The following is a 25,498-nucleotide window of genomic DNA, read 5'->3' as shown; positions in this document are numbered from 1 at the left end:
CCCGGCCGGCATGCGGACCACCACGGCCTTCCTCAACGGCCTCAGAACGGTGCGAACGCGGTCCGGCATGACGTTCACCGAGATGGCCAAGCGCAGCAAGGATCTCGGCTATCCGCAGTCCCGCAGCACCCTGCACAAGATGTGCCAGGAGGAACACGGCAGGCTGCCTTCGACGTTCGGGCGCGTCGAGCACTTCCTGCTGGTCTGCGGCGAGCCGGAGGACCGGATCCCGGCGTGGAAGAGGGCCTACTTGCGACTGCGCGAGACGCCGGAGGTCGCGGCGGAGCCGATGCCGATTGGTGAGGTCGGTGACTACGTGCCGGACTTCGCCGACTTCGACCGGCCGGTGCGCACCCGCCCGTCCCTGACGTGGCTCGCGGGCACGTTCCTCGTGGGAACGGCCCTCGGCGGTGCGGTGGTCGCCCTGCTGATGTGAGCCGATGGAGGCCGTCCGTTCCCTCGCATGGACGGCCTCCATCGCATCATTTGAGGGTCGCGAGACCCGCCTTCGCGAACTTCTCGTCCAGGTCGCCGCTGGGCGCGCCGCCGACACCGATGCCCGCGACGGACGTGCCGTCGACCGCCACCGGCACGCCGCCTGCCAGGAACAACGTGCCGGGGATGTCCCGCAGCGTCGCGCCCTGGCCCGTGACGCGGCCGGCCAGCTCCGAGGTCGGGGCGTTGAACGACACCGCGGTGAACGCCTTGCGCCGCGCCGACTCCTCGGTCTGCGGGCCCGCTCCGTCACCGGCCAGCAGCACCACCAGGTCGCCGCTGCGGTCGACCACGGCCACGGTGACGCGCTGGTTCTCCTTCTCCGCCGCGTCGAGGGTGGCCTGGGCGGCCCTGATCGCCGCGTCGACGGTCAGCACCTTCTCGGTGCGGGTGGTGGTGCGCTGGTCGGCCGCCGCGTAGCCGCCGCCGATGCTCAGCACGACGAGGGTGGCGACTGCGATCTTCTTGAGGTCCATGGCACCAACGATGCGCTGGTCAGCGCTGTTTTCCCTGGTGGTGACGGTTGAACCGCGGTTCAACCCATCGGTTGACCCGCCGTGGTGTGCCTGTCGCCTAAGGTCGCCGATGTGTGGCTGCACAGAGCGATGCACGCGGGCTTCTACGTGCTGCTGACGGCGTCGGCGGCGCGGTACGTCGCGTACCACGGCGCCGATCTCGTGGTGCTCGGCCTCGCGCTCGCTCTCGCCGTGTTCTATCCCGCGAGCGTGCGGTGGACGCGGGCGTTGCCGGTCGTGCTCGCCGTGTGGCTGGTGCTGGTGTGGCTGGCGCCGAGCTTCGGCTGGTGCGCGATCCCGTTGTTCTTCCAGTGCCTGCGCCAGCTCAGGCCGCGGGTGGCGTTGCCGATCGCGGCCGTGCTGACGGCGGCGGTGGTGCTGGCCCAGATCAGGCTCGCGGCGACGTTCGACTGGTCGCTGGTGCTCGGCCCGGTCGGTGTCGCGGTGCTGACGGCGGCGGTGTTCTTCGATCGCGCCCGGCTCCTGCACGAGGCCGGGGTGCTGCAGGAACGCCAGCGCCTCGCCCGCGAGATCCACGACACCCTGGCCCAGGGCTTCTCCAGCATCAACCTGCTGCTGTCGCTCGGGGAGTCCGAGCGGGCCGCCGAGGTCGCGCGCGAGAACCTGGGCGAGGCACGCCGGTTCGTCCGCGACCTGTCGCCGATCCAGGGCACGCTGGTCGACGCGCTGCACCGGCTGGTCCCGCACGTGGAGGTGGACGGCGACCCGTACGCCCTGAGCGTGCAGACAGAGGTGGCGTTGCTGCGGGTCGCGCAGGGCGCGGTGGCCAACGTGGCCGAGCACGCGGGAGCCGGCCGGGTGGCGATCACGTTGTCCTACCTGGGAGACGCGGTGACGATGGACGTGGTGGACGACGGCCGCGGTTTCGACCTGTCGGCGGTCCGCACCGCGGACGGCCGCGGCTACGGGTTGGCGTCCATTCGCGGGCGCATCGCCGAACTGGGCGGCACCGTGTCCGTGGAGAGCGCGCCGGGGGAGGGAACCGCGGTGGCCGTGACGGTGCCGACGCCATGAGGGTCCTGGTGGTCGACGATCATCCGGTGGTCCGGTTCGGACTCGTCGGCCTGCTGTCGCGCGACTTCGACGTGGTCGAGGCCGCGAACGGCGAGGAGTCCGTGCAAATCGCGTCCACTGTGGACGTAGTGCTGATGGATCTCCAACTGGGCAAGGGAATTGACGGCGTGGAGGCCACCAGGCAGATCCGCGCGGTGGAGAACGGGCCGCAGGTCGTGATCCTCACGACGTACGACTCGGACGCCGACATCGTGCGCGCGGTCGAGGCAGGCGCGATCGGCTACCTGCTCAAGGACTGCGCACCGGAAGAACTCGCCAGGGCCGTGCGCACCGCCGCGACGGGCCAGACCGTCCTCTCCCCGGACATCGCGCAACGGCTGCTGGGCCAGGTCCGCGACCCCGCGCCCAAGCTCAGCAAACGCGAGATCCAGATCCTCGAGAGCCTCGCCAAGGGCCTCGCGAACCGGGAGATCGCGAAGGAGCTGTTCATCAGCCAGGCCACCGTGAAGACCCATCTGGTGCGGATCTTCGCGAAGCTCGGCGTCGAGACCAGGACGGCGGCCGTGACGACCGCCGTGGAACGCAAGCTGATCCGGCTCTAGCCGCTAGTGCCGTCCCGCGTGCGACTCCATCGCGGCGCGCAGCAGGTCGAGCACCGCGCTCGCGTCGAGTGCCCGCTGGTGCACGTCCGCCGGCGTCGGACCGGTGAAGGTCCAGCGCAGCCGCAGTTCGGCGTCCGGCCCGTACTTCAGGTGTGCGTGCACCGCGCCGTTCTGAGGTCGTTTTTCGCGCTTGTGTTCGCGGACGACGCCCAGGAGTACCGCCTTGCCCGCGGTGTCGTGTGTGGACAGACGGAGCGGTTCGAACGTTTCGAAGGTGACCACCAGGTCGCCCAGTGAGATCGTCCGTGCCGCCGCGTCGATCCGCACGTCCGGCAGTGCCTCGCGGAGGTCGTCGTGGGCGTCGGCGAGGATCTCGTCCAGGTCGGCCAGCGCCCGGTGGCGCAGGCCTTCCTGCCGCTCGGTGTCCGCCTCGGCGGCCGAGGCCGAGGTCTGCCGGGTCATGAGGCGTTGCTCGACCCCCAAAGCCGCGTTGACCAGCGAGTCCTGTTGCGGTGTCAGGGCGTAGGTCGCGAGGCCGTCGTAGACCGCGCGGGCGTCCTGAGGGCGTTCGGCCGGGCGCTTGTGCAGCAGGCGCAGGACGTGGCGGGCGATCTTGGGGGAGAGGTCGTCGAGGGCGGGTGGGGCGTCGTGCAGGTGCTGGCGCCGGAAGTCGTCCTCGGGGCCCTTGAACGGCAGGTCGCCGGTGAACACCTCGAAGGCCAGCACCCCCAGGGCGTACAGGTCCGACATGGCGTCCGCCGGATGGTTGAGCCACAGTTCGGGGGCCGTGTAGGGATCGGTTCCCCACCCCGCCAGGGTGTAGGTCCCGGTCGCCTCGGAGAGGTCCCTGGACAGGCCGAAGTCGGCGATCTTCCAGACAGCGCCGAACTTCAGGACGTTGGCGGGCTTGAGGTCGCGGTGCACGATGCTCTGCCGCGAGAGCTGCTGGAGACCCAGGGCCACCTGGCGCACCACGTCGACGCCGGCGGCCGTGGAGAACGGTTCGTCCTCCAGGGCGGCTTTCAGCGACTTCTCCGCGCGCGGCATGACGATCAGCAGGTCGTCGCCCAGGAAGCAGTAGCCGTGGGGTAGGACCAGGTGGCTCGTGTCGTGGCCGGACCGCTTCGCGAGCAGGAGGCGTTCGACGATCTCGATCTCGCGGTCCCGTTGCCGCTTCTTGCTCTCGGTGGGGCGGGGCAGGACGATCTTCTTGATGGCGACGGACGTGCCGTCGGCCGCGTGACCGGCGAACACCTGGCCCATTCCGCCCCGGTCCCCGATCGGAGCGCCCTCGTCCAGGCGCCACTCGGTGCCGTCGTTGTCCTCGAAGCGGATCATCGACCCACAAGCCCCTTCCTCCGCGCGCGACGCGATCAGGACCTTCGTCGATCGCGCGCGCCGGGGCGTTTCGGGGGCCTTGAAGTACTACTCGTTCGGAGCAGTGAGATCTGGAGGCGTGGTGTTGGTCAGGCGGGCGTCCGGCCGGCTGCCCGACATCGCGAGCACGCCCCGCAGCACCTGCAACAACTTCCGCAGACCGCTCGGCTTCTTGCGGTCGATGCCGCCGATCACCTGCTTGAGCACGGACAGCTGGTCGAAGTAGATCCGCTCGGTGACGAGGTTCTCGTCGGCGTCGAAGATGAAGTACGCGTTCATGCGCGTGCGGTGCTTGCCGCCGGTCGCCGGGATCTTGCCCAACGGCCCGAGGTGCGTGCCCAGCAGCCAGAACTCCACGATCACGGCGTCGACGCTGTGCCGGAACGAGATCAGCTCGTGGTGCTGGTCGGGGAACGCCACGCGCGTGTCGGTGTAGTACTGCCGCACCGCGTCGTCGCCGTCGTGCACGACCATCTGCGCGATGACCTCGTAGTGCGGGTGCGGGAACGTCGAGAGCGTGGCGTCCCAGTCGTGCGCCACCTCGTCGCGGAAGTGGTCGAGCACGAGTTTTTCGCGTGCTTGCAGGACTTCCTCGGGCGGCAGGACAAAACGCGAAGGCATCGAAAGCTCCTCAGTGGACGATCTGGCGGTGGCTGAACGTGGGCCTGGTGCCGGGGTTCGTCCAGGCGCCGGTGAGTTCGCTGGAGGGGAAGAACTGCACGAACCGCGGGTCGGCCTGGCTGCGGTCGGCGAGCGTCTTCTCCAGGATGATCGAGTTGTACTGGTCGGCGGTGGTCTCGACGGTGTTCGCGTTGAGCACGACCTCCTGCTGCCACCGGCGCGTCCACGACGCGAGGCCGGGCAGCTTCGAGTGCTCGGGCGTCAGTGCCTCGGCGGCGATCACGTTCTCGCTGCTCACCCAGATGCCGGTCGAGGTGTTGACGACGAGGCTCTGGTTGCCGAACACGTGGCCGGGGGTCTTGATCACCGCGACGCCCGGACCCAGCACGACCGAGCCGTCGATCGGCAGGAACGCCTCCTGCGGCAGGTCGCGGTAGGTGTCCGGCTGGTACCACGGCTTCTGCAGCGGGTGCAGTTCGGTCAGGGCCGCCAGTTCGTCGCGTTGCACGATCACCTTGGCGTTCGGGAAGTACGGCGTGGCGCCGATCCAGCGCCGCAGGTCCTGCGTGTGCAGGTGGTCGAACATCAGGTAGTCGACGTCCTCGGGCGCGATGCCGAGCCGTTCGAGATGGCCGGGCACGGTGCCGTGGACCTTGACCATGCGCCGTTCGATCACGTCCGGCGTCCGGCCCGACAGGTCCTCGAAGTACGGCGTGTACCGGCCGTACTCGTGGTCGCTCGGCTCGAACAGCAGGATCCGCTCGCGGCCGCCGTCGTGCCAACGGATCACCAGCATGCGGTTCGTGATCGACAGGAACGGCGCGATCGCCCGCGACGCCCTGAACAGCCCGAACCGCGTCGGGTACGGCAACGTCACGAGGTCGCGCGTGACGATGCTGCCCGGCGTGCCGGTGGTGGCGAACTCTCGCCGGAACGCCTCGCCGCGTTCGCGCACGACCCGCAGCCGCGCGCCCGGCCCGCCTTCGACGTCCATCTTGTCGAGCGTGTCGATCCTGGTGAAGCTCATCATCCCCTCCAATACCCACACTGTGGGTTAATTTGGAGGTTAAACCCACGGCGTGGATATCCGCAAGGCACAATGGCCGGGTGACTGAACCGCGCCGAGGGCGTCCGCGCACGCCGCTGCTGTCCCGCGAGTCGATCGTCGCGGCGACGCTGCAGGTCATCGACGTGGAAGGCGTCGCGGCCGTGGGCATGCGCTCCGTCGCGCGTGCGCTCGGGGTCGACGCGAAGAGCCTCTACAACCACGTCGACGGCAAGGACGGCCTGCTCGACGCCGTCGCCGAACACCTGCTGGGCGGCCTGGTCCTGCCGGAGCCCACCGGCGACGCGCGCCGCGACCTGCACGCCATCGCCGACGCGTTCCGCTCGCGCGCCCTGGCCCACCCCGGCGCCGCGCCGCTCGTGCTGACCCGTCAGCTGTCGTCGCTGGAGGGCCTCGCGCCCGTCGACGCGGTGCTCGCCGTCCTGCTGGCCGCGGGTGCCTCGGCCCAGGAATCCGTGCACCTGCTGCGGATGCTGCTCGCCACGTTGATCGGCACGTTGCTGCGCGAGGTGTCGGCGGCACCGACGTTCGGTGGCGACGACGGGGCGCGCCGGGAAGTGCTGGAAGCCGCCGGGCTGACCTCGGTGGTCGCGACGGCGCCGCACCTCGCGGAGTTCGACCGCGGAGTCGAGTTCGAGTACACGGTGGACCTCGCGATCACCGCCGTGCTGGACCGGATCGGTCAGCGGTCGGGGCCCAGGTCCTCGTAGAGGCCCTGCACCAGCCGCCCGGTCGGCTCGCCGCCGGACGTCTCGACCAGGGCCCAGCCGGGATCACCGGGGCCGGGGTCGTCGAGGAAGTGCAGGGCGGCGAACAGCGATTCGAAGGCGACCATGCGGGCGAACGCCCGCAGGTCCTCGGGCGCCGCTCCCAGCGCCAGCAGCCGCTCCTGTGCGGCCTCGCCGACCTGGTGGGTCTGGCCGTTCGGCGGGCCGTGCTCGTCGACGATCGCCCACATACCGCGCAGGAACCGGGATCGAGCCTCGTCGTGATCGTCCATGCCGGACAGCATGCCGGTTGATCTTCAGGAAGCGCGCTGGGCCGAACGGCGGCAGACTTCCCCGCGTGAACTATCGACGGTGGCCCGTGGTCGCGGCGGCGGGGTTCGTCTTCGCGGCGATCGTGTACGTGCTCGCGGTGCTGACGAAGGCCGGCCAGACCATCGAGAACGCGGCCCTGCGCGGCGCCGACCAGGACAACGTGTCCGAATCGGACGCCGCCTGGAACGCGCTCGGGCAGATCACGATCTACTCGCTGGCCGCGGCGGTCGTGGCGGTCGCCCTCGTCGGTGTGCTCAGAAAGCGCTGGGACCTCACGATCGCGGCGGTGGGCGTGATCGTCGCGGGGCAGGTCGTCGTGCAGGCGCTCAAGCGGTTCCTCCTGCCGCGCCCGGCGCTGGTCGAGGTCACCGGCGACTACGCGCACAACAGTCTCCCGAGTGGACACACGACGATCGCGATGACCGTGCTGTTCGCGGCGATCATCGTGGTGCCGTGGAAGTGGCGCGGCGTCATGCTGTTCTTCTTGCTGCCGTGGGCTACCGCGATCGGGCAGTACACGCTGACCGCGAAGTGGCACCGCCTCAGTGACACGCTCGCCGCCGACGGCATCGCGCTCGCCATCGCGGCGCTGGCGGCGTGGTGGTTGCAGCGCAAGGGATCCCTGGAGCCCTACACCGGACCGCGGCGCGTCGGCCGGGTCGTGCTGGTGGTGTTCTGGTCTTTGGTCGCCACAGCCACCCTCGCGCTGGGCGCGATCCTGTGGGTGTTTCCGCTGGCCCAGGAGGGTCTGAACGCCGACGAGTGGGTCATCTACCTCGGTGCCGGCTCGTTCGCCTCGGCCGGGTCGCTGATCGCCGCGCTCACGTACCTCGCGTGCTGGCGCCGAATCGCGTGACAACCAGTTGATCTCTCGCGCGTCCTGTCCTGTGGAGAGGTTTCCGAAGAAGGGGACAGGACGTTGAGCGTTAACCGACGTGCCGTGCTGGCATTGGGCGCCGGAGCGGCGCTGGCCGTGGCCGTGCCCGCCACAGCACAGGCCTCGACGGTCACCGGCAAGCTGCGTGAGCTCGAGAAGCAGCACAACGCGCGCCTCGGCGTGTTCGCGACGGACACCGGCTCCGGTCGCACGGTGCTGCACCGGGCGGACGAGCTCTTCCCGATGTGTTCGACCTTCAAGACCATCGCGGCGGCGGCGATCTTGCGCAAGGACCGCGACGGATCGTTGCTGAACAAGGTGATCCGCTACACGAAGTCCGATGTGGACAAGTCCGGCTACGGGCCGATCACCGGCAAGCCGGAGAACCTCGCGAACGGCATGAAGATCTCGGCCCTGTGCGAGGCGACCATCACCTACAGCGACAACTGCGCGGCGAACCTGCTGCTCAAGGAACTGGGCGGCCCCACGGCCATCAGCCGTTTCAGCCGCTCGATCGGTGACCCGGTCACGCGCCTCGACCGCTGGGAGCCGGAGCTGAACTCGGCGGAACCGGGCCGCGTCACCGACACGACGTCGCCGCGCGCCATCGGTCAGAGCTACGCGCGCTTGACACTGGGCCACGCCCTCAACTCGAACGACTCCGACCAGCTCGTGAAGTGGTTGCTGGCCAACACTACCGGCGGCAACCGCGTCCGCGCGGGCCTTCCGGCGGCGTGGGGCTGGGGCGACAAGACCGGCACCGGCGAGTACAGCACCACCAACGACGTCGGCATCGCGTTCCCGCCCGGCCGTGCGCCGATCGTGATCGCCGTGCTGTCGACGAAGAAGGACACGCCGAAGGGCGGGGCCGACGAACCGCTGCTGGCCAAGACCGCCGAACTGGTGGCCGCGCAGTTCAGCTGACCGGCACCCAGAGCCTGGTGAACGGCCTGGAACAGCCCGCGGGCTGTTCCAGACCGTTCTGATCTTGTGGACGACGCGGATCGTCGAATCGCTGGTCGAACGCGGAACGACCGGCTACGGTTCAACGCGAATCTCGTTCACGTTCCCAAAGGCGGCGGCGATGCGGCGAGCAGTTCTGCTGGTGGTCCTTTTCCTCTTCTCCCTGGTGGTCACACCGGTGCGCGCGGAGTCGTTCGACGGCTCCGAGCTGCGCGTGTCCGGTGGGGTCTTCCGCGACGAACACGGCCGTGAGGTGGTGTTGCGCGGCTTCAACGTCTCCGGCACGGCGAAACTCGCCGAGTACCGCGGGCTTCCGTTCGCGAACACCGCGGACGCGCGCAAGTCGGCACAAGCGATGAAGCAGCTGACCGGCGCGAACGCCGTGCGGTTCCTGCTCACGTGGGCGTGGATCGAACCGCAGCGCGGCCAGATCGACCACGCCTACCTCGACGGCGTCACGAACCAACTGCGCCAGTTCACCGCCCTCGGCATCCGCGTCTACCTCGACTTCCACCAGGACCTGTACTCGCGTCACCTGTTCAACAAGGACAGCTGGTACACCGGCGACGGCGCGCCGGCCTGGGCGGCGAGCGGTTACCCCAAGGAGTCGTGCGGACTCTGCTTCCACTGGGGCCAGAACATGAAGAACAACAACGCGGTCACCGCCGCGACCTACGACTTCTGGCACAACCGCGGCGGCGTGCAGGACTCGTTCGTGAACGCGGCCGGCGAGGCGCTCAAGCACGTCGGGGAAGCCTTGCCCGCCAACGAGTTCAAGCTCGTCGTCGGCGTCGACCCGCTGAACGAGCCCTATGCCGGCAAGTACGACGCCGGCCAGACCTCGCAGACGTGGGAGCGCGACCTCCTGATGCCGTTCTACCACCGCTTCCGCGCCGAGATGGACGAGGCGGGCTGGGCGGCCAAGCCCGCGTTCGTGGAACCGCTGGTGTTCTGGAACCAGAACGTGGACTTCTTCGCCGAACCCGGTGGCCTCACCCTTGTTCCCGGCCTCGGCGAACGGTTCGTGTTCAACGCGCACTTCTACGACGGCAAGGCGCAGTCGGGAGTCCTGATGCCGGGCAAGGCGGCCGACGGCGAGTACACCCAGGCGTTCGGCACGATCCGCCAGCGCGCCGCGGCACTCGGCACCACCGCGATCGTCTCCGAGTTCGGCCACCCCGTCTCGGGCTACACCTCCGACAAGACGCCGTCCGTGCTCAAGGCGATCTACCAGGGCCTCGACTCGACGGCATCGGGTGCGCGCTGGTGGTCGGCGCCGCGGGGGAGCGTGATCTCGGGCAGCCAGTGGCACTGGGACACCAACTACGGCCGCCACAACGAGTTGATGAACGACAACCCGGGCAAGGTCAAGACCGACGGCGACGCCATGAACGACGAGCACTTCTCGGCGGTCAAGCTCGACGCCGCCGGCAACGCGGTGCTGAACGTCGACCGGGCCATCGTCGACCGCGTCTACCCGCAGGCCGTCGCGGGCACCACGCTCGCGTTCGCCTACGAGGACCGCGCCTACCAGACCTGGCAGCAGATCCCGCTCCCCAACGTCCGCACGCTGGTCGGCTCGGCCCCGTTCGCCGTGATCGTCTGGGACTCGAACGGGGGCAGCGCGCCGACCGAACTCCACCTGCCGGAGTCGCTGCGCTCGCCGCTGGTGATCAGCTCGGTGCCGTCGGCCGTCAACGGCGACAAACTGCTGCTCCAGGGTGGCCAAGGGCGGCAGTTCGCGCTGGTCACAGCCTCGTCGGGCGGCAACGTCGCCGCGGCGGAGGCCGAGATTCGACAGTGGTACGTAAGCTGGTGAAGTGCGAACTAGGCCCACTCTGAGCTGGTCGAACCCGGGCCCGTCACTGCCGCGCGCCTCCACCCTCACCGACGTCGTGCCGATCGTCGCTGAGGGTGGGGTGCTGGTGCTCAGCGGTGCGGGCCTCTCCACGGAGTCCGGAATCCCCGACTACCGCGGCGAGGGCGGGTCCCTGCGCAAGCACACCCCGATGACCTACGACGAGTTCACCACCAGCCAGGCGGGCCGGCAGCGCTACTGGGCACGCAGCCACGTCGGCTGGCGCACCATCGCCCGCGCGCACCCGAACGCGGGCCACCACGCCGTCACCAGGCTGTCGGCCAAGCTCTCCGGCGTCATCACCCAGAACGTCGACGGCCTGCACCAGGCCGCCGGTTCATCGGACGTCGTGGAACTGCACGGCGGCTTGGACCGCGTGATCTGCCTGGACTGCGGGCTGCTCTCACCGCGCATCGACCTCGACCGCCGCCTGCGCGAGGCGAACCCGGACTTCCACGCGACGACGGACGAGGTCAACCCGGACGGCGACGTCTTCCTGCCCGAGGAGACCGTGAAGGACTTCGTGGTCGTGCCGTGCGCGGAGTGTGGCGGCGTGCTCAAGCCGGACGTCGTGTTCTTCGGCGAGAACGTGCCGCGCCCGCGCGTCGAGCAGTGCTACTCGCTCGTGGACAGCGCACGGTCCCTGCTGGTCCTCGGCTCCTCGCTGACGGTCATGTCCGGCCTCAGGTTCGTGCGCCGCGCGGCCACCGCCGGAATCCCGGTCGTGATCATCAACCGGGGTGAGACGCGCGGCGATCCGCACGCCTCGCTGCGGGTCGACCTGCCGCTCGGAAAATCGCTGACGGAGCTGGCTGAAGTCGTTCTAGAGTCCGGAAATGGTGACCTTCCCGGTCGATGACGTCACGCCGGTGACCGAAGCGCTGCCCACCCGTCCGTTCGCCGCTCAGTTCCCGGACGCGCTCGTCGTCGGCGGCGACCAGGCGGTGCTCGAACCGGACGGTGTGCACCCGCTGCTGAGCGCGGTGGCGAAGGCCTTCGCGGAGCACCGGCCGCTCGTCCTCACCCCGTACGCGGTGTGGCTGACGATCGCACGCGGAATCGCCCAGCACATCAAGCTGCACGCGGAAGAACTGCGGCCGCTGCTGGTCAGCCACAAGGGCAGGAGATCCGCGCCCGTGTCGACGACCTGAGCGTGCTCGGGCTCGGCCAGTGGGTGCGGTCGCTCGCGCCGATCATGGACGAGTTCGTGCGGGCCGCGTCGGGCGATGCGCGGACCGATTTCTGGAAGCGCATCTACAACCCGGCCGACGCGTACGGCGGCGAGGTGGTCACCGGGTGGATCTCGCGGTTCTACCCGTATCTCGCGCTGGAAGGCACGAATGGTGCGCCGAACCCCATGCTGGACCTGCGCCTCGGCGAACCACGCGGCGAACGAGGCCCAGGCATCCGCACGGACACCGTGCCCGCCACGCTGTGCCGCGCGATCATCAACGTCAAAGACCTCGGCATCAACCGCGTCGTGGCGCTCGACGCTGGTCTGACCGGCGTCGCGCAGGATCCGGACGGCGCGCTCCGGCCAGTCGCGGGCTGGGCGCTCCTCGACGCGCCTCCGGACATCGAGACGGTGATCGACCGGCTGATCGCGGAACACGAGACGACGCCGCCCGAGACGGCTCCTCGCGGTCTGTCCGGCGGCGCCGAGATGCTCGCCCTGCACAACCGGATCGCGTCGGCGTCGCTGTTCGACGGCTCCTGGCGACTGCTCCCCTACGCGGACATGGTCTACCGGGACCTCGGCCCGCACTCGATCTGCTGCTGGTTCGCGCTCGCGGACGGGCGGTACGTCGGCGAGGTCCAGGTGTGGAACGCCGTCGAACCGCAGTGGGCGGTGTTGCGCGACGGCGACGACCCGGCGGAGGTGCCGTTGCTCGGCACCTCGCTCGCTCACCTGCTGGACGCAGCCATGGACGCGGACGGTGACATCGCGCATCTCGAGGTCGGGAGGCTCGCCGACCTAGTTCTGTGACCTGAACTGGTCCAGCACGCGCCGCTCCCGCTTCGTCGGACGCCCGGCACCCCGGTCGCGCCGCGCGATCGGGGCCTCGACCGGTGGCGGGGGAGTGCGGTCGAGGAAGCACGTGGCCGCGTCCGCCGCGCCGACCCGTTTCTGGATCACGCGCACGACGATGACGGTCCACGTCTTGTCGTTGACGCGGGCGCGGACCGTGTCTCCGGGAACGACGGTCGCCGAGGCCTTCGCGGGTTTGTCGTTGATGCGCACGTGGCCGCCCTTGCACGCCTGGGCGGCGTCAGGGCGGGTCTTCGTCAGCCGGACCGCCCACAGCCAGCGGTCGATGCGCGTGGACTCCACCCCGCCATCATGGCACTCTCGGAGATCATGGGGCTTCTGGCGGTCGCTCTGACCCTCGCCGCGTCACCGACAGCTCCGCCACCCCTGTCTGCTCCTGGATCTACCCGGAACTAAATGTCCACTGTGGACTGAAGGCCGAGCATCCGCGCGAGCCCTGACATCTCGAGCACCTTCGTCACCTGGTCGGACGCGGCGGAGAGCTTCAACCCACCCGCCGCGGCCGAGGCGCGGGCGTGGCCACGCACCAGCGCGCTGATACCGCTGGAGTCGCAGAACGTGACGGCTGTCAGGTCCAGCACCACGTAGCGGTGGCCCTGGTCGAGGAGGCGGTCGAGCTTCGCGAGCAGCCGCTTCGAGCCTGGACCGGCGAGTTCGCCGGAGACCGCGACGAGGGTGGAGGCAGGCGACGACTCGGTCACCGTGACTTCGAGCATTTCGCAGCTGTACCCGGTGGTGGCCGCCGCGAAACTGTTTCGCATGCGCGTTCTGCTGACCTCGTTGCCCAGTCGCTCCCACCTGGAACCAGTGGTGCCGCTCGCGAGGGCGTTCCGGGAGCGGGGGCACGACGCGGTGGTCGTGACGGCGCCGTACGACCTGAGTCCTCCGTCGTCGTGGCTCCCCGAACGCGACGGTGTGCTGAAAGCGCCGTTCTGGTCGGCGGAGCTGGTGGTCGCGACGGCCGCGAACGTCCTCGACTTCGCCCGCACCTGGCGCCCCGACGTCATCCTGCGCGAGACCAGCGAGTACGGCGGCCAGATCGCCGCCGAGGTGCTCGGCATCCCGCACGCGCTGGTCGACACGGCCCCGTTCGCGCCGCTGGAGATCCCGCTCCTCGACGAGCTCATGGACAAGGTCCGCGCGAAGTTCGGGGTCGGGGCGACCGAACCGGTCTTCACCGCGGGCCTGACCCCGGCGTTCTGGCATCCGGCCCAGCACCACTTCCGCGTGCCGATCGAACAGGACCGCGGGGTCGTCGCGTCGTTCGGCGCCCACCTGCCGTCCGGCTCGCAGTTGTCGCACGTCGTGGTGGAGGCGCTCGGCAAGTTCCCCGGCACCGCGAAGGTGTCCGTCACGCACGCGGGCTACAGCGACGTGCGGGAGGCGCTCACCGCGGGCGTGCCGATGGTCGTGGTGCCGTTGTTCGCCGACCAGCCTCGCAACGCCGCACGAATTCAAGAACTCGGCGCGGGCGTCCAGGTAGAGGTGAAAGGACTGACCGCGGCAGTCCTCGCTGATCGAATCCAGCACGTCCTGAACACGAGGACTTATCACGACGTCGCTGGGAACCTGGCCTCGCAGATCGCTGATCTTGAGGAATTCACGAATATTCCGGACCACCTCGTATCCGCTGTGTGACCACATTTTGGTTTTGACCAAAAGCTTCGACGGTAATTTAGACCGTCTGGAGACTGGTGGTGGGGCAGGTGCTTGTTGGGGAGAACAGGTCGCCTGACAGAGGGAAAAACAGGGGGAAACATGAAGAGGCACGTGCGCGACAGTTTCTTCGTCGTGGGCGAAGGTGTGCTGGAATTCGACGGCAAAGGTGAGGCCACCACGCGTCAGCCCTCCACGGCGGAGGAGTTGCGCAGGTTCCGGTTCTCGCGACTGGGGCCGAAAGGGCCGCGAACGGACGAGGAGACGCGGGTCGCCCTCGCGACCGCGATCACCGCGACCGTGCCACAACCGGATTCGGCCGATCCGGCCGTGCCGGCGGGGTTCACCTACCTCGGCCAGTTCGTCGACCACGACCTGACCATGGACCGCACCGAGTCGCAGCTCGGGCAGGACGTCAACCTCGACGAGCTGATGCAGGGCCGCTCGCCGGCGCTGGACCTCGACTCGGTCTACGGCCGCGGTCCGCGCGACAAGGACGACCAGGTCTTCTACGCCCAGGACGGCGTCAAGTTCAAGGTCGGCACCACGACGCCGGTGCCGTTCCCGGACGAGGGCACCAACGTCCCGTTCGAGGGCTTCGACCTGCCGCGTCGCGGTGGGACGGGCGGCACGGCGGCGGATCGGCGGCTGCCGCTGATCCCGGACGCCCGCAACGACGAGAACCTCGTGGTGGCGCAGACGCACCTCGCGTTCCTGCGCTTCCACAACCGCGTGGTCGACGAGCTCGCGCTCACCGGCCTCACGGGCGAGCGGCTGTTCCGCGCCGCCAAGGAACTCGTGGTGCGGCACTACCAGTGGATGCTGAAGACCGACCTCCTGCCGCGGATCATCGATCCGGCGATCGTGGACGACGTCTTCACGAACGGCCGCAGGTTCTTCGAGGTGCCCGGTCGCAGCCGGCACGACTCGCCGACCATGCCGATCGAGTTCTCGGTCGCCTCGTACCGCTTCGGGCACAGCCAGGTCCGCGGCGGGTACGAGTGGAACCGCGTGTTCCGCACCGGTGGCCCGCTGCAGGTGCCGGCGTCGTTGTTCCAGCTCTTCACCTTCACCGGGGTGAGCGGCAACTTCGACCCGTCGTCGGCCCTTCCGGCCGACCTGGACGACGTGACCAGGGGTGACCTCTTCACGTTGCCCAGCAACTGGATCGCGGACTTCCGCAGGCTCTACGACTTCACCGAGGCCGATCGCGACGACCTGGCCGCACCGGCGGAGTTCGACGGCGGCAACGTCACCAAGCGGATCGACACGCTGCTCGTCGACCCGCTGACGCAGCTGCCGTCCGGCACGTTCGGCGGCCGCGGCACGCAGTTCCGGGAGATCGAGCGCAACCTCGCGTTCCGGAACCTGACCAGGGCCTCGATGATGGAGCTCGCCACCGGTCAGCAGATCGCCGAGCTGTTCGAGGCCGAGCCGCTCACCGCCGAACAGATCCTGGTGGGCAACGGCGGCGCGGTCCTCGACGGCTTGTCCGAGGACCAGAAGGCGCAGCTCGTCGAGGCCACCCCGTTGTGGTTCTACGTCCTGCGCGAGGCCGAGGTCGGCAACGGGCTGATGGGCCCGGTCGGCGGCCGGATCACCGCGGAGGTCTTCCACCGCGCGATGGAGGGCAGCCGGATCTCGATCGTGCGCTCGCCGTACTGGCGGCCGACCCTCGGCCCGGACTCCAGCACGTTCCGGATGGTCGACCTGCTGCTGTTCGCGTTCGAGGGCAAGGCCGACCTGCTGAACCCGCTGGGAGATCCGATCAGCTGATCTTTCCCCGCTCGTCCTGTCTGGCTGGGTGGTGGCAGTCAGACAGGAGAGGGAGATCATGTCGAGTCCGGAAACCACACGCCGTGAAAGCGCGGAAGAACGCCTGACTCGTTTTGCGCGAGAGTCGGGAATTCCTCTGCTGCGCATTGGACTGGGGGTCGTGTACCTCTGGTTCGGCGTGCTGAAGCTCTTTCCCGGTGGCAGCCCTGCCCAGGATCTCGTCGAACGCACGGTCTCCGTGCTGACGTTCGGGATCGTCCACGGGGATTTCGCCCGAGTGAGTGCCGCGATCACCGAGATCGGGATCGCACTGGTTCTGCTGAGCTTCCGCGCACCGCGATTGTGCGCGGTCCTGCTCGCCGGTCACGTCGTGCTGGTGTCGACACCGCTGGTGTTGTTCCCCGGCGAGATGTGGGCCGGTCCGCTGCAGGCGTCGTTCGAAGCCCAGTACATCCTGAAGAACCTGGTGACCGTCGCCGCCGCGGTGGTCATCGCCTCATCGCACCCGAGGGTGCGATGACCGGGAGCCGCTCGATCCTCGGGGTCGGGCGGCTCCCGCCGTTATAGGTTTTCCTGATGGGGGCATCACTCGCGCCACTGGCGCATCCGGCTTTCCGCTGGCTTCTCGCGGGCCGCTTCACGACCATCGCGGGCAACGCCATGGCGCCGATCGCGCTGGCGTTCGCCGTTCTCGACCTCACCTCGTCGATCACGTCGCTGGGCATCGTCGTCGCCGCGCGGTCGCTGACCAACGTGGTGTTCCTGCTGTGGGGAGGGGTGGTCGCGGACCGGCTGCCGCGCCACCTCGTGCTCGCCGGGTCGTGCGCGGTCAGCTTCGCCAGCCAGGCCCTGATCGCCGTGCTCGTGCTGACCGGGACGGCGTCGGTGACCTGGTTCGTGGTGCTGTCGGCGGTCAACGGGATGTCGAGTGCCTTCTCCCTGCCCGCCTCCGCCGCGCTGGTGCCGCAGACCGTGCCCGCCGACCTGCGGCTGCAGGCGAACGCGTTGCTGCGCCTGGGGTTGAACTCGGCGCGCATCGGCGGCGCGGCACTGGGCGGACTGCTGATCGCCTTCACCGGTCCCGGCTGGGGCCTCGCCGTGGACGCGCTCTCGTTCGCGCTGGCAGGCGTGTTCTTCGCGTTCGTGCGCGTGCCCGCCGCGCATGTCGCCGCCGAGCACAAGCCGTCCGTGCTGGCCGAGTTGAAGGTCGGCTGGACGGAGTTCGTGTCACGGCAATGGGTCTGGGTCGTGGTCGTGGCCTTCACGTTCGTCAACGCGGCCCTCGTCGGCGGCGTGATGGTCCTCGGCCCGGTGCTGGCGGACACGACGTTCGGACGGGAGATGTGGGGCCTGATCCTGGCCGCGCAGACCGCGGGCATGGTCGCCGGCGCGTTCGTCGTGATGCGGATCAAGGTACGGCGCCCGCTGCTGCTCGGGGTGGCGTGCGTGGCGGGGTTCGCGCTGCTGCCGGTGGCCATGGTCGTGCACCCGGCACCGTGGCTGCTGCTTCTCACGTCGTTCGCGTCCGGGCTGGGCCTGGAGCAGTTCGGGGTGGCGTGGGAGGTGGCGTTGCAGCACCACGTCCCTGCTGACCGGCTCGCACGCGTGTACTCCTACGACATGCTCGGCTCGTTCGTGGCGATTCCGCTGGCCCAGCTCGCGATCGGGCCGGTGTCGCACGCCTTCGGGACGTCGGCGGCGCTGCTCGGGTGCGCGGCGATCTACCTGCTCGCGACCGCGGGGATGCTCGCGTCCCGGTCCGTGCGGTCGCTGGAGAACGTGCCCGAGCCGGTTCGCTGATCCGTGCAACGTGACAGGAGCCCGAGGCGTCTTTGTGAACGGATGCGCGGTGATCATCAGCACTCGATACAGTTCGACCGCGCTGGATCCACTTCAAACTGGGGAATTGAATGAAACTCAAGCGTTTTGCCGTGCTGGGCACGGTTCTCGCGCTCTCCGCCGCGACCCTCGCGCCGGCGGCGTCGGCCGACGAGTACCACCGCCCGCTGGCCGACCGGCTGCGTGAGGCGATCGCCGCGCAGAACTTCAAGGACGTCATCGACCTGACCCCGCCGGAGCCCGGCGCGCGGTCGGCGGGCAAGCGGGAGAAGTACGACGCCTCACCCGCCGAGCTGATGGACAAGGCCCGGTCGCTGACGGCAGCGGCGGCGGGCAAGCCGTTGCACCAGACGCCGAACATGGACGCGGCGATCATCGAGCTCGACGTCCTCGGCCGCCCGAAGTCCGTGGCGAACGTGCTGCTCAGCCCGCAGTACCCGAACGGCGTGGTCGTGCCGGTCAAGCACAAGGGCCTGTCCACCGACCAGGTGCGCTACCGCTGGTGGGACGACACCGAGTGGGACGTCAACGGCGGCAAGGGCACCGTCGACGTCCTGCCCGGCAGGGAGAACGCGGCGATCGACTTCTCCTCGCCGTACCCGGCGTCGGTGCTGAAGCTGATGGTGGGCTTCGGCGTCCTGCGCCTGGCCGACCAGGGCAAGATCGATCTCGACGCCGACTACGTCTACGCCCCGGACCCGGTGCGCCCGGCGTGCGGCGGCCCGTCGGTGAAGAAGATCCGGCAGCACTTCGACGAGATGATCACGAAGTCGCAGAACGAGTCCACCTGCTCACTGATCAAGCTGATCCACGACCACAACGCGTGGGGCGAGGTCAACCAGACGTTCGTCGACCTCGGCATGCCGACCCTGATGGTCACCGGCACGCTGCCCGGCAACGGCGGCCAGTGGATCGGCTCCAACATGAGCGGCCTCGACACCGCGAAGCTCCTGCTGCTGGTCAACGGCGGCGCGGGCGTGCTGTGGACGACCGACAAGGGCAAGCCGGTCACCCGCAACGAACTCTCGTCCTCCTCGCGCAAGTTCTTCCAGGAGACGCTGGCGGGCCAGGGCCACAACGAGATGCTGTCCACGCCGAACTGGTGCGGCCGCGACTACCCGACGCAGGGCATCCCGCAGCAGGTGCCGTCGCGCTGGATCAAGCCGGACGGCACCGTGACCGTCGGCGACGCGGTCTACGACCGTGACGTCCGCCCGTGCAACGACGCCGCCGAGGTGACGTTCGCGCACAAGACGGGCTGGGTCGACACGACCGGTTCCGACGCGGGCATCGTGAAGTCGTTGCGCGGCAAGGACAACCGCAACTACATCGTGGTCGTGTTCTGCAACTTGGGCACCGACTACGTGGACGCCGACCGCCCGGCCGACCCGCCCGGCGTGTACCCCGTGCTGTACACGCAGAAGTACGCGCAGCTCGGCAAGGCGATCGACACCATCATGGCAAATCTTTAACAAAGCGCACGGCTCTCTGGAAAATCACATCAGGGGCTTGACTCACTCTGAGTCAAGCCCCTGATGTGTTGCGCGGATCTTTGTGTCCATCTTTTGTCAATGAATATGTGCGTTGACTGTATTCCTTTCCTTGATGCTTTTGGGCAGACTGAGCGGCTGGCCAGTTGCTCTGGAAGCTCGGCGCTCGCGCTGAATGTTGAGCAGGTGAAGGACGGGGATCGCGTTGTCGCACACCGAACGCGCGAGGATGGAACTCGTACGTGCGAAGGCTGAGTCCTGGGCGGACGCCCTAATCGATTTCGGCCCGAGAAATGGACTGCTGTACCACGTGGACAGCAAGACCTGGGGACTTGATCTGACCGCGACTCCCAGCGCGGCTTTGGGACAACTTCTGGACAAGAAGAAGACGCGCCTGACCGCATTGGTGCCACAACCGGAGGCGCATGCCGTCGCTTGTACGCGAGCGCGCAACCTGCGTAGAAGGATGCTCACCTTCCAGGAAGAACAAGGCGTCGACGTCGGCCGCCTGGCCCAGGGATTGTTCTGCCTTCAACCAACGAAGACCAAAGGAACGGCGCCGGTCAAGGCGTTGCGTTCGCCGCTTGTGCTGCAGCAGATCGTGATCACGCCGCGGACGGCTGCGGAGACTGATTACACGCTCGAACTGCTGGGCGAACCTGAGATCAATCCGGTGCTCCTCTACGCGCTGAACCGTCAACACGGAATCGACATCGATGTGGAACGAGTCGTCGACGAGATCAACGACCTGGTCAACGGAGTCGAAGATCCGAGCATCCGTGCTACTGCCGTGTTCGAGAAGCTGAGCGCACTCGTCGGTGAGCACGGGCGCATCGCTGAGCTGGAAGACAGGACATTCGCGGGGACGTTCAGCTTCGACAAAATGCCGATGGTCGACGAGCTGAAGAACGCTTCGGAACTTCTCGCCTCGCACGATGTCATCGCCGCCGCGGCCGGATGGGAACCGGCCAAAGACGCGCTTCGGCAGGCTGCCGCAGCTGAAGCTCTTGCTGAGCCGGATGCGGTCGTTCCTCGAGACGAGTTCCTCGTGCTGGACGCGGATTCGTCGCAACAGCGAGCCATCAACTCGGTGCTTTCCGGCCAGCACGTGGTCATCCAGGGACCGCCGGGCACCGGCAAGAGCCAGACGATCGCCAACATCATCGCTGGTGCGGCGGCTGTGGGGAAGCGGGTGCTCTTCGTCGCGGAGAAGCGGGCTGCCATCGAAGCGGTGACAGGCCGGCTGGAGGGTATGGATCTCGGTCATCTCGTGTTCGACCTGCACCAGCAGCGACTGGACAAGCAACGGGTCGCTCAGCAGGTCGCCGAGTCGCTGGACAGGGCCAGCAAGGAGCCTCCAGCGGCAGACAACGGCCTGCACGATCGTCTGCGGGACCGCCGGGATCACCTGATCAGGCACCGCCTCGCGATGCACCAAAGCCTCGAACCTTGGGAACAGCACACGTTCGGCCTCTACCAGCGTCTGCTCGAGCTGCCTTCCGGTAGCGGCAACCCGGTGCGCTTTCACGGGACTGAGCTCCGCGACCTGCACGGTGACGTCGTGCGCGGTGTGGAGGACGCGCTGATGGAGTTCGTCAACAACGGTGGACTCGTGTTCCACCGCGGAGAGTCGGCCTGGTCGCATTCGGAGATCCGCAGCGAGGACGAGGTACGTCGTCTCGTGGTCGAGCTCGACGACCTGCACGCCCGGACGTGGCCGCAGGCACAGGAACAGATGCGTCGCCTGGTTGGCAAGGTCGGGTTTCAACGACCTGTGGACCTGCCAGGATGGCAGTCCGTGCTGGGGCTGCTTCGCGAGGTCGAACGGACTTTGACCTTGTTCCACCCCGAGGTGTTCGGCGCGAACCTCGACGACTACCGCTATGCGACCGGTGACCGGAGGTTCCGGGCCCAGCACTCACGTCCGCTCGGCTGGTTGCAGCGCTGGAGGCTGCGCAAGGAAGCGGCCTTCGTGCGCAGAGCCGGCCGCTGCGACAGGAAGACGCTCCACGCCGAGTTGTGTGCCGCCGCTGTTCAGCGCGACAGTTGGGGCGCTCTCGCGATTGCCGGAGGGCAGCCGCAGGAGGTCGTCGGCCTGGCCGAGATCGTTGAACAGATCGCGAATGCTCGTGATCAACTGGCGGCGGTCGCGATGGGAGCACAACTGCCGGAAGCAGACACGTGGACCGAGGAGAAGGTGACGGCAGCTGTCAAGCAGTTGCACGTCGAAAGAGAGCAGCTTTTCGGGGTTCCCCGGCTGAACGAGCTTCGTGACCGCCTGATCGCTCTCGGACTCGCCCGGTTGCTCGGTGAGCTCGCGGATCGCGATGCCGACGCGGATCAGGCGCGTGAGGCGTTCCGCTTCTCCTGGTACAGCTCACTCCTCGACGAGCACCGCATTCGCATCCAGCACCTCGGCCGGTTCTCCGGTCGCCAGCACGCGCAGGTCGTCGGAGAGTTCCGCGAGCTCGACGCTCAGCACTTCATGCTCAATGCGCAAAGGGTGCGCCGCAACGTGGCCGAAGGGTTGAGGGCAGCACGTGACGCACATCCCGAGCAGAACGATGTGGTGCGTGCCGAGGCGAAGCGCAAGCGTGGCAACATGTCCATGCGCCGGCTCGTGGCCAAGGCTCCGGACGTCCTGCTCGCTGCGCGCCCGTGCTGGGCGATGTCGCCCATCGTCGTCAGCAGGCTTCTCCCCGCCGAGCGGTTGTTCGACATCGTTGTGTTCGACGAGGCGAGCCAGGTCGAGCCGCACGACGCGATGACCTCGATCATGCGCGGTAGCCAGTTGGTCGTGGCCGGAGACGAGAAACAGCTTCCTCCCAGCGGCTTCTTCCGCAGCGCGATGAGCGGGACCGAGGCCGAGGACGACGAGGAGGATGCCGACGTCGCGCAGCTGGGTGACTACGAGTCGATTCTGGCGTGTTTGAGCACGTTCGTACCCAACAGCTGGATGCTCGAGTGGCACTACCGCAGTCTCGATGAACGATTGATCGCGTTCTCCAACAAGGCGTTTTACGGCGGCAAGCTGGTCACCTTCCCCGGATGTCAGTCCGTCAGCCCGATGTCGCTGCGTCAGGTCGGGGGCCAGGTCGGGCCAGGCAGGAACGGCACCAACGCGGAGGAGATCGCCGCTGTCGTCGAGATGGTGCTCGATCACGTCCGGGCACATCCGGAGGACACGCTCGGCGTGATCACGATGGGAGGCAAACACGCCGACCACATCGACGCCGCTCTGCGCAAGGCAAGCTCTGAACACGAGGAACTCGCCGAGTTCACCGCCCGCATGCAGGGCACAGGCCGACGGCTGTTCGTGAAGAGCATCGAGAGCGTCCAGGGCGACGAGCGCGACGTGATCATCTTCAGTCTCGGCGCGGCGAAGGGTGTGCACGGGAAGCTGTCACTCAACTCGTTCGGAGCACTTAACCACCAGGGCGGTGAGCGTCGTCTCAACGTCGCTGTGACCCGTTCCAGAAAACGGATGCAGGTCGTGGCGTCCTTCTCCCCGCACGACATCGCGCCGGGTGGTACCTACGCCGGGTCAGGTCTGCTGCGCCAGTTCCTGGAGTTGGCGGAGAACGGCGGTGACATCAACCTCGTTGGTGCACAAGGCAAAGCCGAGTTGAACGGCTTCGAACGCAGCGTGTACGACGCACTGACAGGTGCCGGCGTTCCAGTTGTGCCGCAGTGGGGTGTCACCGGCTATCGCATCGATTTCGCATTGGGACATCGGGATCAGCCGGGGCGGATGGTGCTTGCGGTGGAGGCCGATGGAGATACCTACCACCGATTGGCGAGTGCGCGTGATCGTGACCGGTTGCGCCAGGAGCACCTTGAACGCCTTGGCTGGCGATTCCACAGGCTGTGGGCGAGTGACTGGTTCCGGGACTCCGGCACGCAACTGGACTCGATCGTGAAGAGCTGGGAGAAGGCGATGATCGATGCTGACCGCGCGGTCGTGGTCAGCTCCCCGCCGGCTTCTCGCATGCCTCCCGTCGCCGTGGCGCCGAGCCGTGGCCCGCGCCCAGCATTCCTGCCGCCTCCCAAACGTCCGCAGATCGTCCACTACACCCAGACGGAACTGGTCGAGTTGTGCTGCTGGCTGCTTACCGACCGCCTGCAGGTCGATCGTGACACCCGGGTTGCTCAGGCAGTCGAGGAACTCGGCTTCGAACGCAAGTCCCGAAAGATGGAACAACTCCTCGGCGAGGCGTTGACCCGTGCACAGCAGTTGATCGATGGGCAGGGAGCCTGATGTTTCCACTCGACGAGAAGACACTTGACCGGATCGCCAAGGTCACCGTCGACCAAGGTGGTCCGTACGAACGAACTGGCAGAGAGTTGGAGTCGTTGCTCCGCTCGTCCGGCTGGCGCGACGCTCCTGACTATGACGGCTCCCCGCGCGTGGCCTGGATCGTGGAATGCCTCGGCGACCGGGATCACGATGAAGTGGAACGTTTTCTGCGCCGGGTCAGTGATCCCATCGAGTACGAGGACGGACTGTCCACAGCGGACGTGATGCGGTGTGAGCTGAACCGCGTCCTCGAACCTGAGCAGCTGGAGATCCGGTACGTGTCCGGGCGGCCGGTCGTGGCCGAGATCGGGCAGGCTGGTCCCAGCAGGGTGGTGTTGCACCTCGACGACGTGGAACAACGGCTGCGCCGTTGGATCTCAGACGAGCAACTCGTGACGCTGCTCGTCAACCGGGTCAGGCAGAGCCAGGAGTCGGAAGCCGTGGGCGCACACCTGCTGGCGTTGTTCGGCATCGGGAGCTTTGTGGAGGGACTCCTCTACGGCGTGCTCATCGAACGCAATCCTGAGTTCGCCGCGGAGGGCTTCGTCGGCCGGGACGGCAGGAAGACCGCCGCCAAACGGGCCGGGCTCGATCTGCTCATCACCGCCGCACACGACTGCGGCCTGATCCAGTTGGACGCCAAGAGCTTCATGGATCCGGTGAGGGACTTCCGGAACTACATCCATCCTCGTCGTCAGCTGGAAACAGGATTCACGCCTGACGAGGACACCGTGTCGATGAGTTGGCCGCCCGTCCAGGCGCTCCTGAACGACCTCGACACAGCTATGTCGGCGGAGAAATGAGCGTCAGGGGCCACTCCCTTGCGGAGTGGCCCCTGACTTGCGGTCACACGGCCGCGGTGCCGATCAGCCCGTTGCGCGTCACCCGTGCCGCCAGCTCGGTCTCGGAGAGGTCCTCCGTGCCCGAGGGGCGGCGCGGCAGCACCATGTACCGCGACTCGGCGTTCGCGTCCCAGACCTCGATCCTGGTGGTCTCGGGCAGCGTCAGGCCGAACTGCTCCAGCACCTCGCGCGGGTGGCTGACCACCTTCGAGCGGTACGCCGTGCTCTTGTACCAGGTGGGGGACGGTCCGAGCAGCGAGAGCGGGTAGCAGCTGCAGAGCGTGCAGACGATGACGTTGTGCACGTCCTCGGTGTTCTCGACGACGTGCAGCCGTTGCACCTGCAGGCCGCCGCCCATCGACAGGCCCAGCTCGGGCAACGCCTCGTTCGCGTTCTCCAGCAGCCGCGCCCGGAAGCCGTCGTCGGTCCAGGCCCGTGCCACGACCCGGAACCCGTTGGCGGGTGAGGCCTTGTGCGCGAACGCCTCCAGCACCTGGTCCAGTTCCCTGGGGTCCAGCAGCCCCTTCTCCTCGAGGATCGCTTCCAGCTCGCGCACGCGCGCGGCGATCGGGGAGTCGTCGTGGTCGTCACTCATCGCTGAGGTAGTCCTCCCAGAGGGACAGCGTCACGTTGTGGTCGCCGTGGCCGAACAGTTCGCGTGCGGAGAACCGCACCAGGTACACCTGTTGTGGCTGCTGGATTCCGCGCGCGCTGAGGTCCGCCAGCGGATGGACGCCGTCGCCGCCGACGACCGTGCCGAGGCGGCCGCGCGCGTAGTGTGGCAGCCGGGTGTGGTGACCGGGGTCCACTGTGGACGTGCGGACGCGGTCGCCGGTCCGGTAGCGCTCAGACAACGCCGCGCTCCTTCAGTAGAGTCTGGATCGCGCGGAACCAGTTCTCGTAGTAGGACGACTCGTGCGACATGGTCCGTTCGACGGCGTCCCGGAACTGGTCCAGGTTGTAGACGCCCTGCCCGATCAGCGCCCGGTTCATGGCCATCACGTGCGCTTCCCAGTCCGCGTGGAAGGGCGGCTCGTCGAGCTCCTCGATCACGGGCCCGAACCCGTCCTGCCCGCCGACGTCGTTGATCCTCGGCATG

General features: G+C 68.1%; 27 protein-coding genes. 17 read left to right on the top strand and 10 right to left on the bottom strand.

Annotation, left to right across the window (positions count from 1 at the left end):
- The first annotated feature begins 10 nt into the window (after window positions 1-10).
- Window positions 11-436, top strand: coding sequence for a helix-turn-helix domain-containing protein (locus tag OG205_RS19665; RefSeq protein ID WP_330277689.1), 426 nt, complete (start codon window positions 11-13; stop codon window positions 434-436).
- A 46-nt stretch (window positions 437-482) separates the two neighbouring features.
- On the opposite strand, the gene OG205_RS19660 is transcribed toward OG205_RS19665, so the two are convergent.
- Window positions 483-971: a GlcG/HbpS family heme-binding protein gene (locus OG205_RS19660; protein ID WP_330277688.1), complete on the bottom strand. Its 489-nt coding sequence runs from the start codon at window positions 969-971 to the stop codon at window positions 483-485.
- A 111-nt stretch (window positions 972-1,082) separates the two neighbouring features.
- On the opposite strand from OG205_RS19660, the gene OG205_RS19655 reads away from it, so the two are divergent.
- Window positions 1,083-2,045: a sensor histidine kinase gene (locus OG205_RS19655; protein ID WP_330277687.1), complete on the top strand. Its 963-nt coding sequence runs from the start codon at window positions 1,083-1,085 to the stop codon at window positions 2,043-2,045.
- A complete protein-coding gene (locus OG205_RS19650; protein ID WP_330277686.1) occupies window positions 2,042-2,647 on the top strand; it encodes a response regulator transcription factor in 606 nt (201 codons plus the stop codon). Before OG205_RS19655 ends, OG205_RS19650 begins: the two co-directional genes overlap by 4 nt.
- A gap of 3 nt (window positions 2,648-2,650) precedes the next feature.
- On the opposite strand, the gene OG205_RS19645 is transcribed toward OG205_RS19650, so the two are convergent.
- The 3 genes from OG205_RS19645 to OG205_RS19635 all read right to left on the bottom strand — a co-directional run bounded on the left by OG205_RS19645 (window position 2,651) and on the right by OG205_RS19635 (window position 5,672).
- The gene (locus OG205_RS19645; RefSeq protein WP_330277685.1) at window positions 2,651-3,985 is read right to left on the bottom strand and encodes a serine/threonine-protein kinase; all 1,335 of its coding nucleotides are present in this window, start codon (window positions 3,983-3,985) and stop codon (window positions 2,651-2,653) included.
- An 87-nt stretch (window positions 3,986-4,072) separates the two neighbouring features.
- On the bottom strand, window positions 4,073-4,645 hold the full coding sequence (locus OG205_RS19640; RefSeq protein WP_330277684.1) for an ester cyclase: 573 nt from the start codon (window positions 4,643-4,645) through the stop codon (window positions 4,073-4,075).
- Window positions 4,646-4,655: 10 nt separating this feature from the next.
- Window positions 4,656-5,672 carry a hypothetical protein gene (locus tag OG205_RS19635; protein WP_330277683.1) on the bottom strand — a complete coding sequence of 339 codons (1,017 nt, stop codon included), beginning with the start codon at window positions 5,670-5,672 and terminating at the stop codon, window positions 4,656-4,658.
- An 80-nt stretch (window positions 5,673-5,752) separates the two neighbouring features.
- On the opposite strand from OG205_RS19635, the gene OG205_RS19630 reads away from it, so the two are divergent.
- The gene (locus OG205_RS19630) at window positions 5,753-6,421 is read left to right on the top strand and encodes a TetR/AcrR family transcriptional regulator (protein WP_330277682.1); all 669 of its coding nucleotides are present in this window, start codon (window positions 5,753-5,755) and stop codon (window positions 6,419-6,421) included.
- Here the strand turns inward: OG205_RS19630 and OG205_RS19625 are convergent.
- A complete protein-coding gene (locus OG205_RS19625) occupies window positions 6,394-6,711 on the bottom strand; it encodes a hypothetical protein (RefSeq protein WP_330277681.1) in 318 nt (105 codons plus the stop codon). The two genes, OG205_RS19630 and OG205_RS19625, sit on opposite strands and share 28 nt — an antisense overlap.
- Window positions 6,712-6,776: 65 nt before the next feature.
- On the opposite strand from OG205_RS19625, the gene OG205_RS19620 reads away from it, so the two are divergent.
- The 6 genes from OG205_RS19620 (at window position 6,777) to OG205_RS19595 (ending at window position 12,436) form a co-directional block, all read left to right on the top strand.
- Window positions 6,777-7,607: a phosphatase PAP2 family protein gene (locus OG205_RS19620; RefSeq protein WP_330277680.1), complete on the top strand. Its 831-nt coding sequence runs from the start codon at window positions 6,777-6,779 to the stop codon at window positions 7,605-7,607.
- An 84-nt stretch (window positions 7,608-7,691) separates the two neighbouring features.
- The gene (gene bla, locus OG205_RS19615) at window positions 7,692-8,552 is read left to right on the top strand and encodes a class A beta-lactamase (RefSeq protein WP_330277679.1); all 861 of its coding nucleotides are present in this window, start codon (window positions 7,692-7,694) and stop codon (window positions 8,550-8,552) included.
- A gap of 160 nt (window positions 8,553-8,712) precedes the next feature.
- Window positions 8,713-10,410 carry a cellulase family glycosylhydrolase gene (locus OG205_RS19610; protein ID WP_330277678.1) on the top strand — a complete coding sequence of 566 codons (1,698 nt, stop codon included), beginning with the start codon at window positions 8,713-8,715 and terminating at the stop codon, window positions 10,408-10,410.
- A gap of 1 nt (window position 10,411) precedes the next feature.
- A complete protein-coding gene (locus OG205_RS19605) occupies window positions 10,412-11,308 on the top strand; it encodes an NAD-dependent protein deacetylase (RefSeq protein WP_330277677.1) in 897 nt (298 codons plus the stop codon).
- Complete coding sequence (locus OG205_RS19600) at window positions 11,286-11,600, top strand: DUF4419 domain-containing protein (RefSeq protein WP_330277676.1); 315 nt, start codon at window positions 11,286-11,288, stop codon at window positions 11,598-11,600. The genes OG205_RS19605 and OG205_RS19600 overlap by 23 nt, the downstream gene beginning before the upstream one ends.
- A gap of 2 nt (window positions 11,601-11,602) precedes the next feature.
- Window positions 11,603-12,436, top strand: a complete 834-nt coding sequence (locus OG205_RS19595; protein WP_330277675.1) for a DUF4419 domain-containing protein — start codon at window positions 11,603-11,605, stop codon at window positions 12,434-12,436.
- Here OG205_RS19595 and OG205_RS19590 read toward each other — a convergent pair.
- Entirely contained in the window at window positions 12,425-12,781 is a 357-nt protein-coding gene (locus OG205_RS19590) for an RNA-binding S4 domain-containing protein (RefSeq protein WP_330277674.1), read from the bottom strand. The two genes, OG205_RS19595 and OG205_RS19590, sit on opposite strands and share 12 nt — an antisense overlap.
- Window positions 12,782-12,891: 110 nt before the next feature.
- A complete protein-coding gene (locus tag OG205_RS19585) occupies window positions 12,892-13,260 on the bottom strand; it encodes an STAS domain-containing protein (RefSeq protein ID WP_330277673.1) in 369 nt (122 codons plus the stop codon).
- Here OG205_RS19585 and OG205_RS19580 point away from each other — a divergent pair.
- The 7 genes from OG205_RS19580 to OG205_RS19550 all read left to right on the top strand — a co-directional run bounded on the left by OG205_RS19580 (window position 13,259) and on the right by OG205_RS19550 (window position 24,360).
- On the top strand, window positions 13,259-14,137 hold the full coding sequence (locus OG205_RS19580; RefSeq protein ID WP_330277672.1) for a glycosyltransferase: 879 nt from the start codon (window positions 13,259-13,261) through the stop codon (window positions 14,135-14,137). The two genes, OG205_RS19585 and OG205_RS19580, sit on opposite strands and share 2 nt — an antisense overlap.
- Window positions 14,138-14,257: 120 nt before the next feature.
- On the top strand, window positions 14,258-15,931 hold the full coding sequence (locus tag OG205_RS19575) for a peroxidase family protein (protein WP_330277671.1): 1,674 nt from the start codon (window positions 14,258-14,260) through the stop codon (window positions 15,929-15,931).
- Window positions 15,932-15,989: 58 nt separating this feature from the next.
- Complete coding sequence (locus OG205_RS19570) at window positions 15,990-16,451, top strand: DoxX family protein (protein WP_330277670.1); 462 nt, start codon at window positions 15,990-15,992, stop codon at window positions 16,449-16,451.
- Window positions 16,452-16,507: 56 nt separating this feature from the next.
- Window positions 16,508-17,731 (top strand): MFS transporter, encoded by a 1,224-nt coding sequence (locus OG205_RS19565; RefSeq protein WP_330277669.1) that lies wholly within the window; start codon window positions 16,508-16,510, stop codon window positions 17,729-17,731.
- A gap of 110 nt (window positions 17,732-17,841) precedes the next feature.
- Window positions 17,842-19,242: a serine hydrolase gene (locus OG205_RS19560; protein WP_330277668.1), complete on the top strand. Its 1,401-nt coding sequence runs from the start codon at window positions 17,842-17,844 to the stop codon at window positions 19,240-19,242.
- Window positions 19,243-19,570: 328 nt separating this feature from the next.
- Window positions 19,571-23,518 carry an AAA domain-containing protein gene (locus OG205_RS19555; RefSeq protein ID WP_330277667.1) on the top strand — a complete coding sequence of 1,316 codons (3,948 nt, stop codon included), beginning with the start codon at window positions 19,571-19,573 and terminating at the stop codon, window positions 23,516-23,518.
- Window positions 23,518-24,360, top strand: a complete 843-nt coding sequence (locus OG205_RS19550) for a hypothetical protein (RefSeq protein WP_330277666.1) — start codon at window positions 23,518-23,520, stop codon at window positions 24,358-24,360. The genes OG205_RS19555 and OG205_RS19550 overlap by 1 nt, the downstream gene beginning before the upstream one ends.
- Before the next feature lie 43 nt (window positions 24,361-24,403).
- Here the strand turns inward: OG205_RS19550 and OG205_RS19545 are convergent, their stop codons facing one another.
- From OG205_RS19545 to OG205_RS19535, 3 genes are read right to left on the bottom strand one after another with little or no spacing between them, the layout of a single operon-like run.
- Entirely contained in the window at window positions 24,404-24,994 is a 591-nt protein-coding gene (locus OG205_RS19545; protein ID WP_330277665.1) for a nitrile hydratase subunit alpha, read from the bottom strand.
- Window positions 24,987-25,253 (bottom strand): SH3-like domain-containing protein, encoded by a 267-nt coding sequence (locus tag OG205_RS19540; RefSeq protein ID WP_330277664.1) that lies wholly within the window; start codon window positions 25,251-25,253, stop codon window positions 24,987-24,989. Before OG205_RS19540 ends, OG205_RS19545 begins: the two co-directional genes overlap by 8 nt.
- On the bottom strand, window positions 25,246-25,497 hold the full coding sequence (locus OG205_RS19535) for a hypothetical protein (RefSeq protein ID WP_330277663.1): 252 nt from the start codon (window positions 25,495-25,497) through the stop codon (window positions 25,246-25,248). The genes OG205_RS19540 and OG205_RS19535 overlap by 8 nt, the downstream gene beginning before the upstream one ends.
- Between the last annotated feature and the right edge of the window lies 1 nt (window position 25,498).

Origin of the sequence: Lentzea sp. NBC_00516 (assembly GCF_036346835.1) — a bacterium.
GTDB lineage: Bacteria > Actinomycetota > Actinomycetes > Mycobacteriales > Pseudonocardiaceae > Lentzea > Lentzea sokolovensis.
Note: the sequence above shows the minus strand (reverse complement) of the source record. Positions and strands in the feature narration are given on the sequence as shown.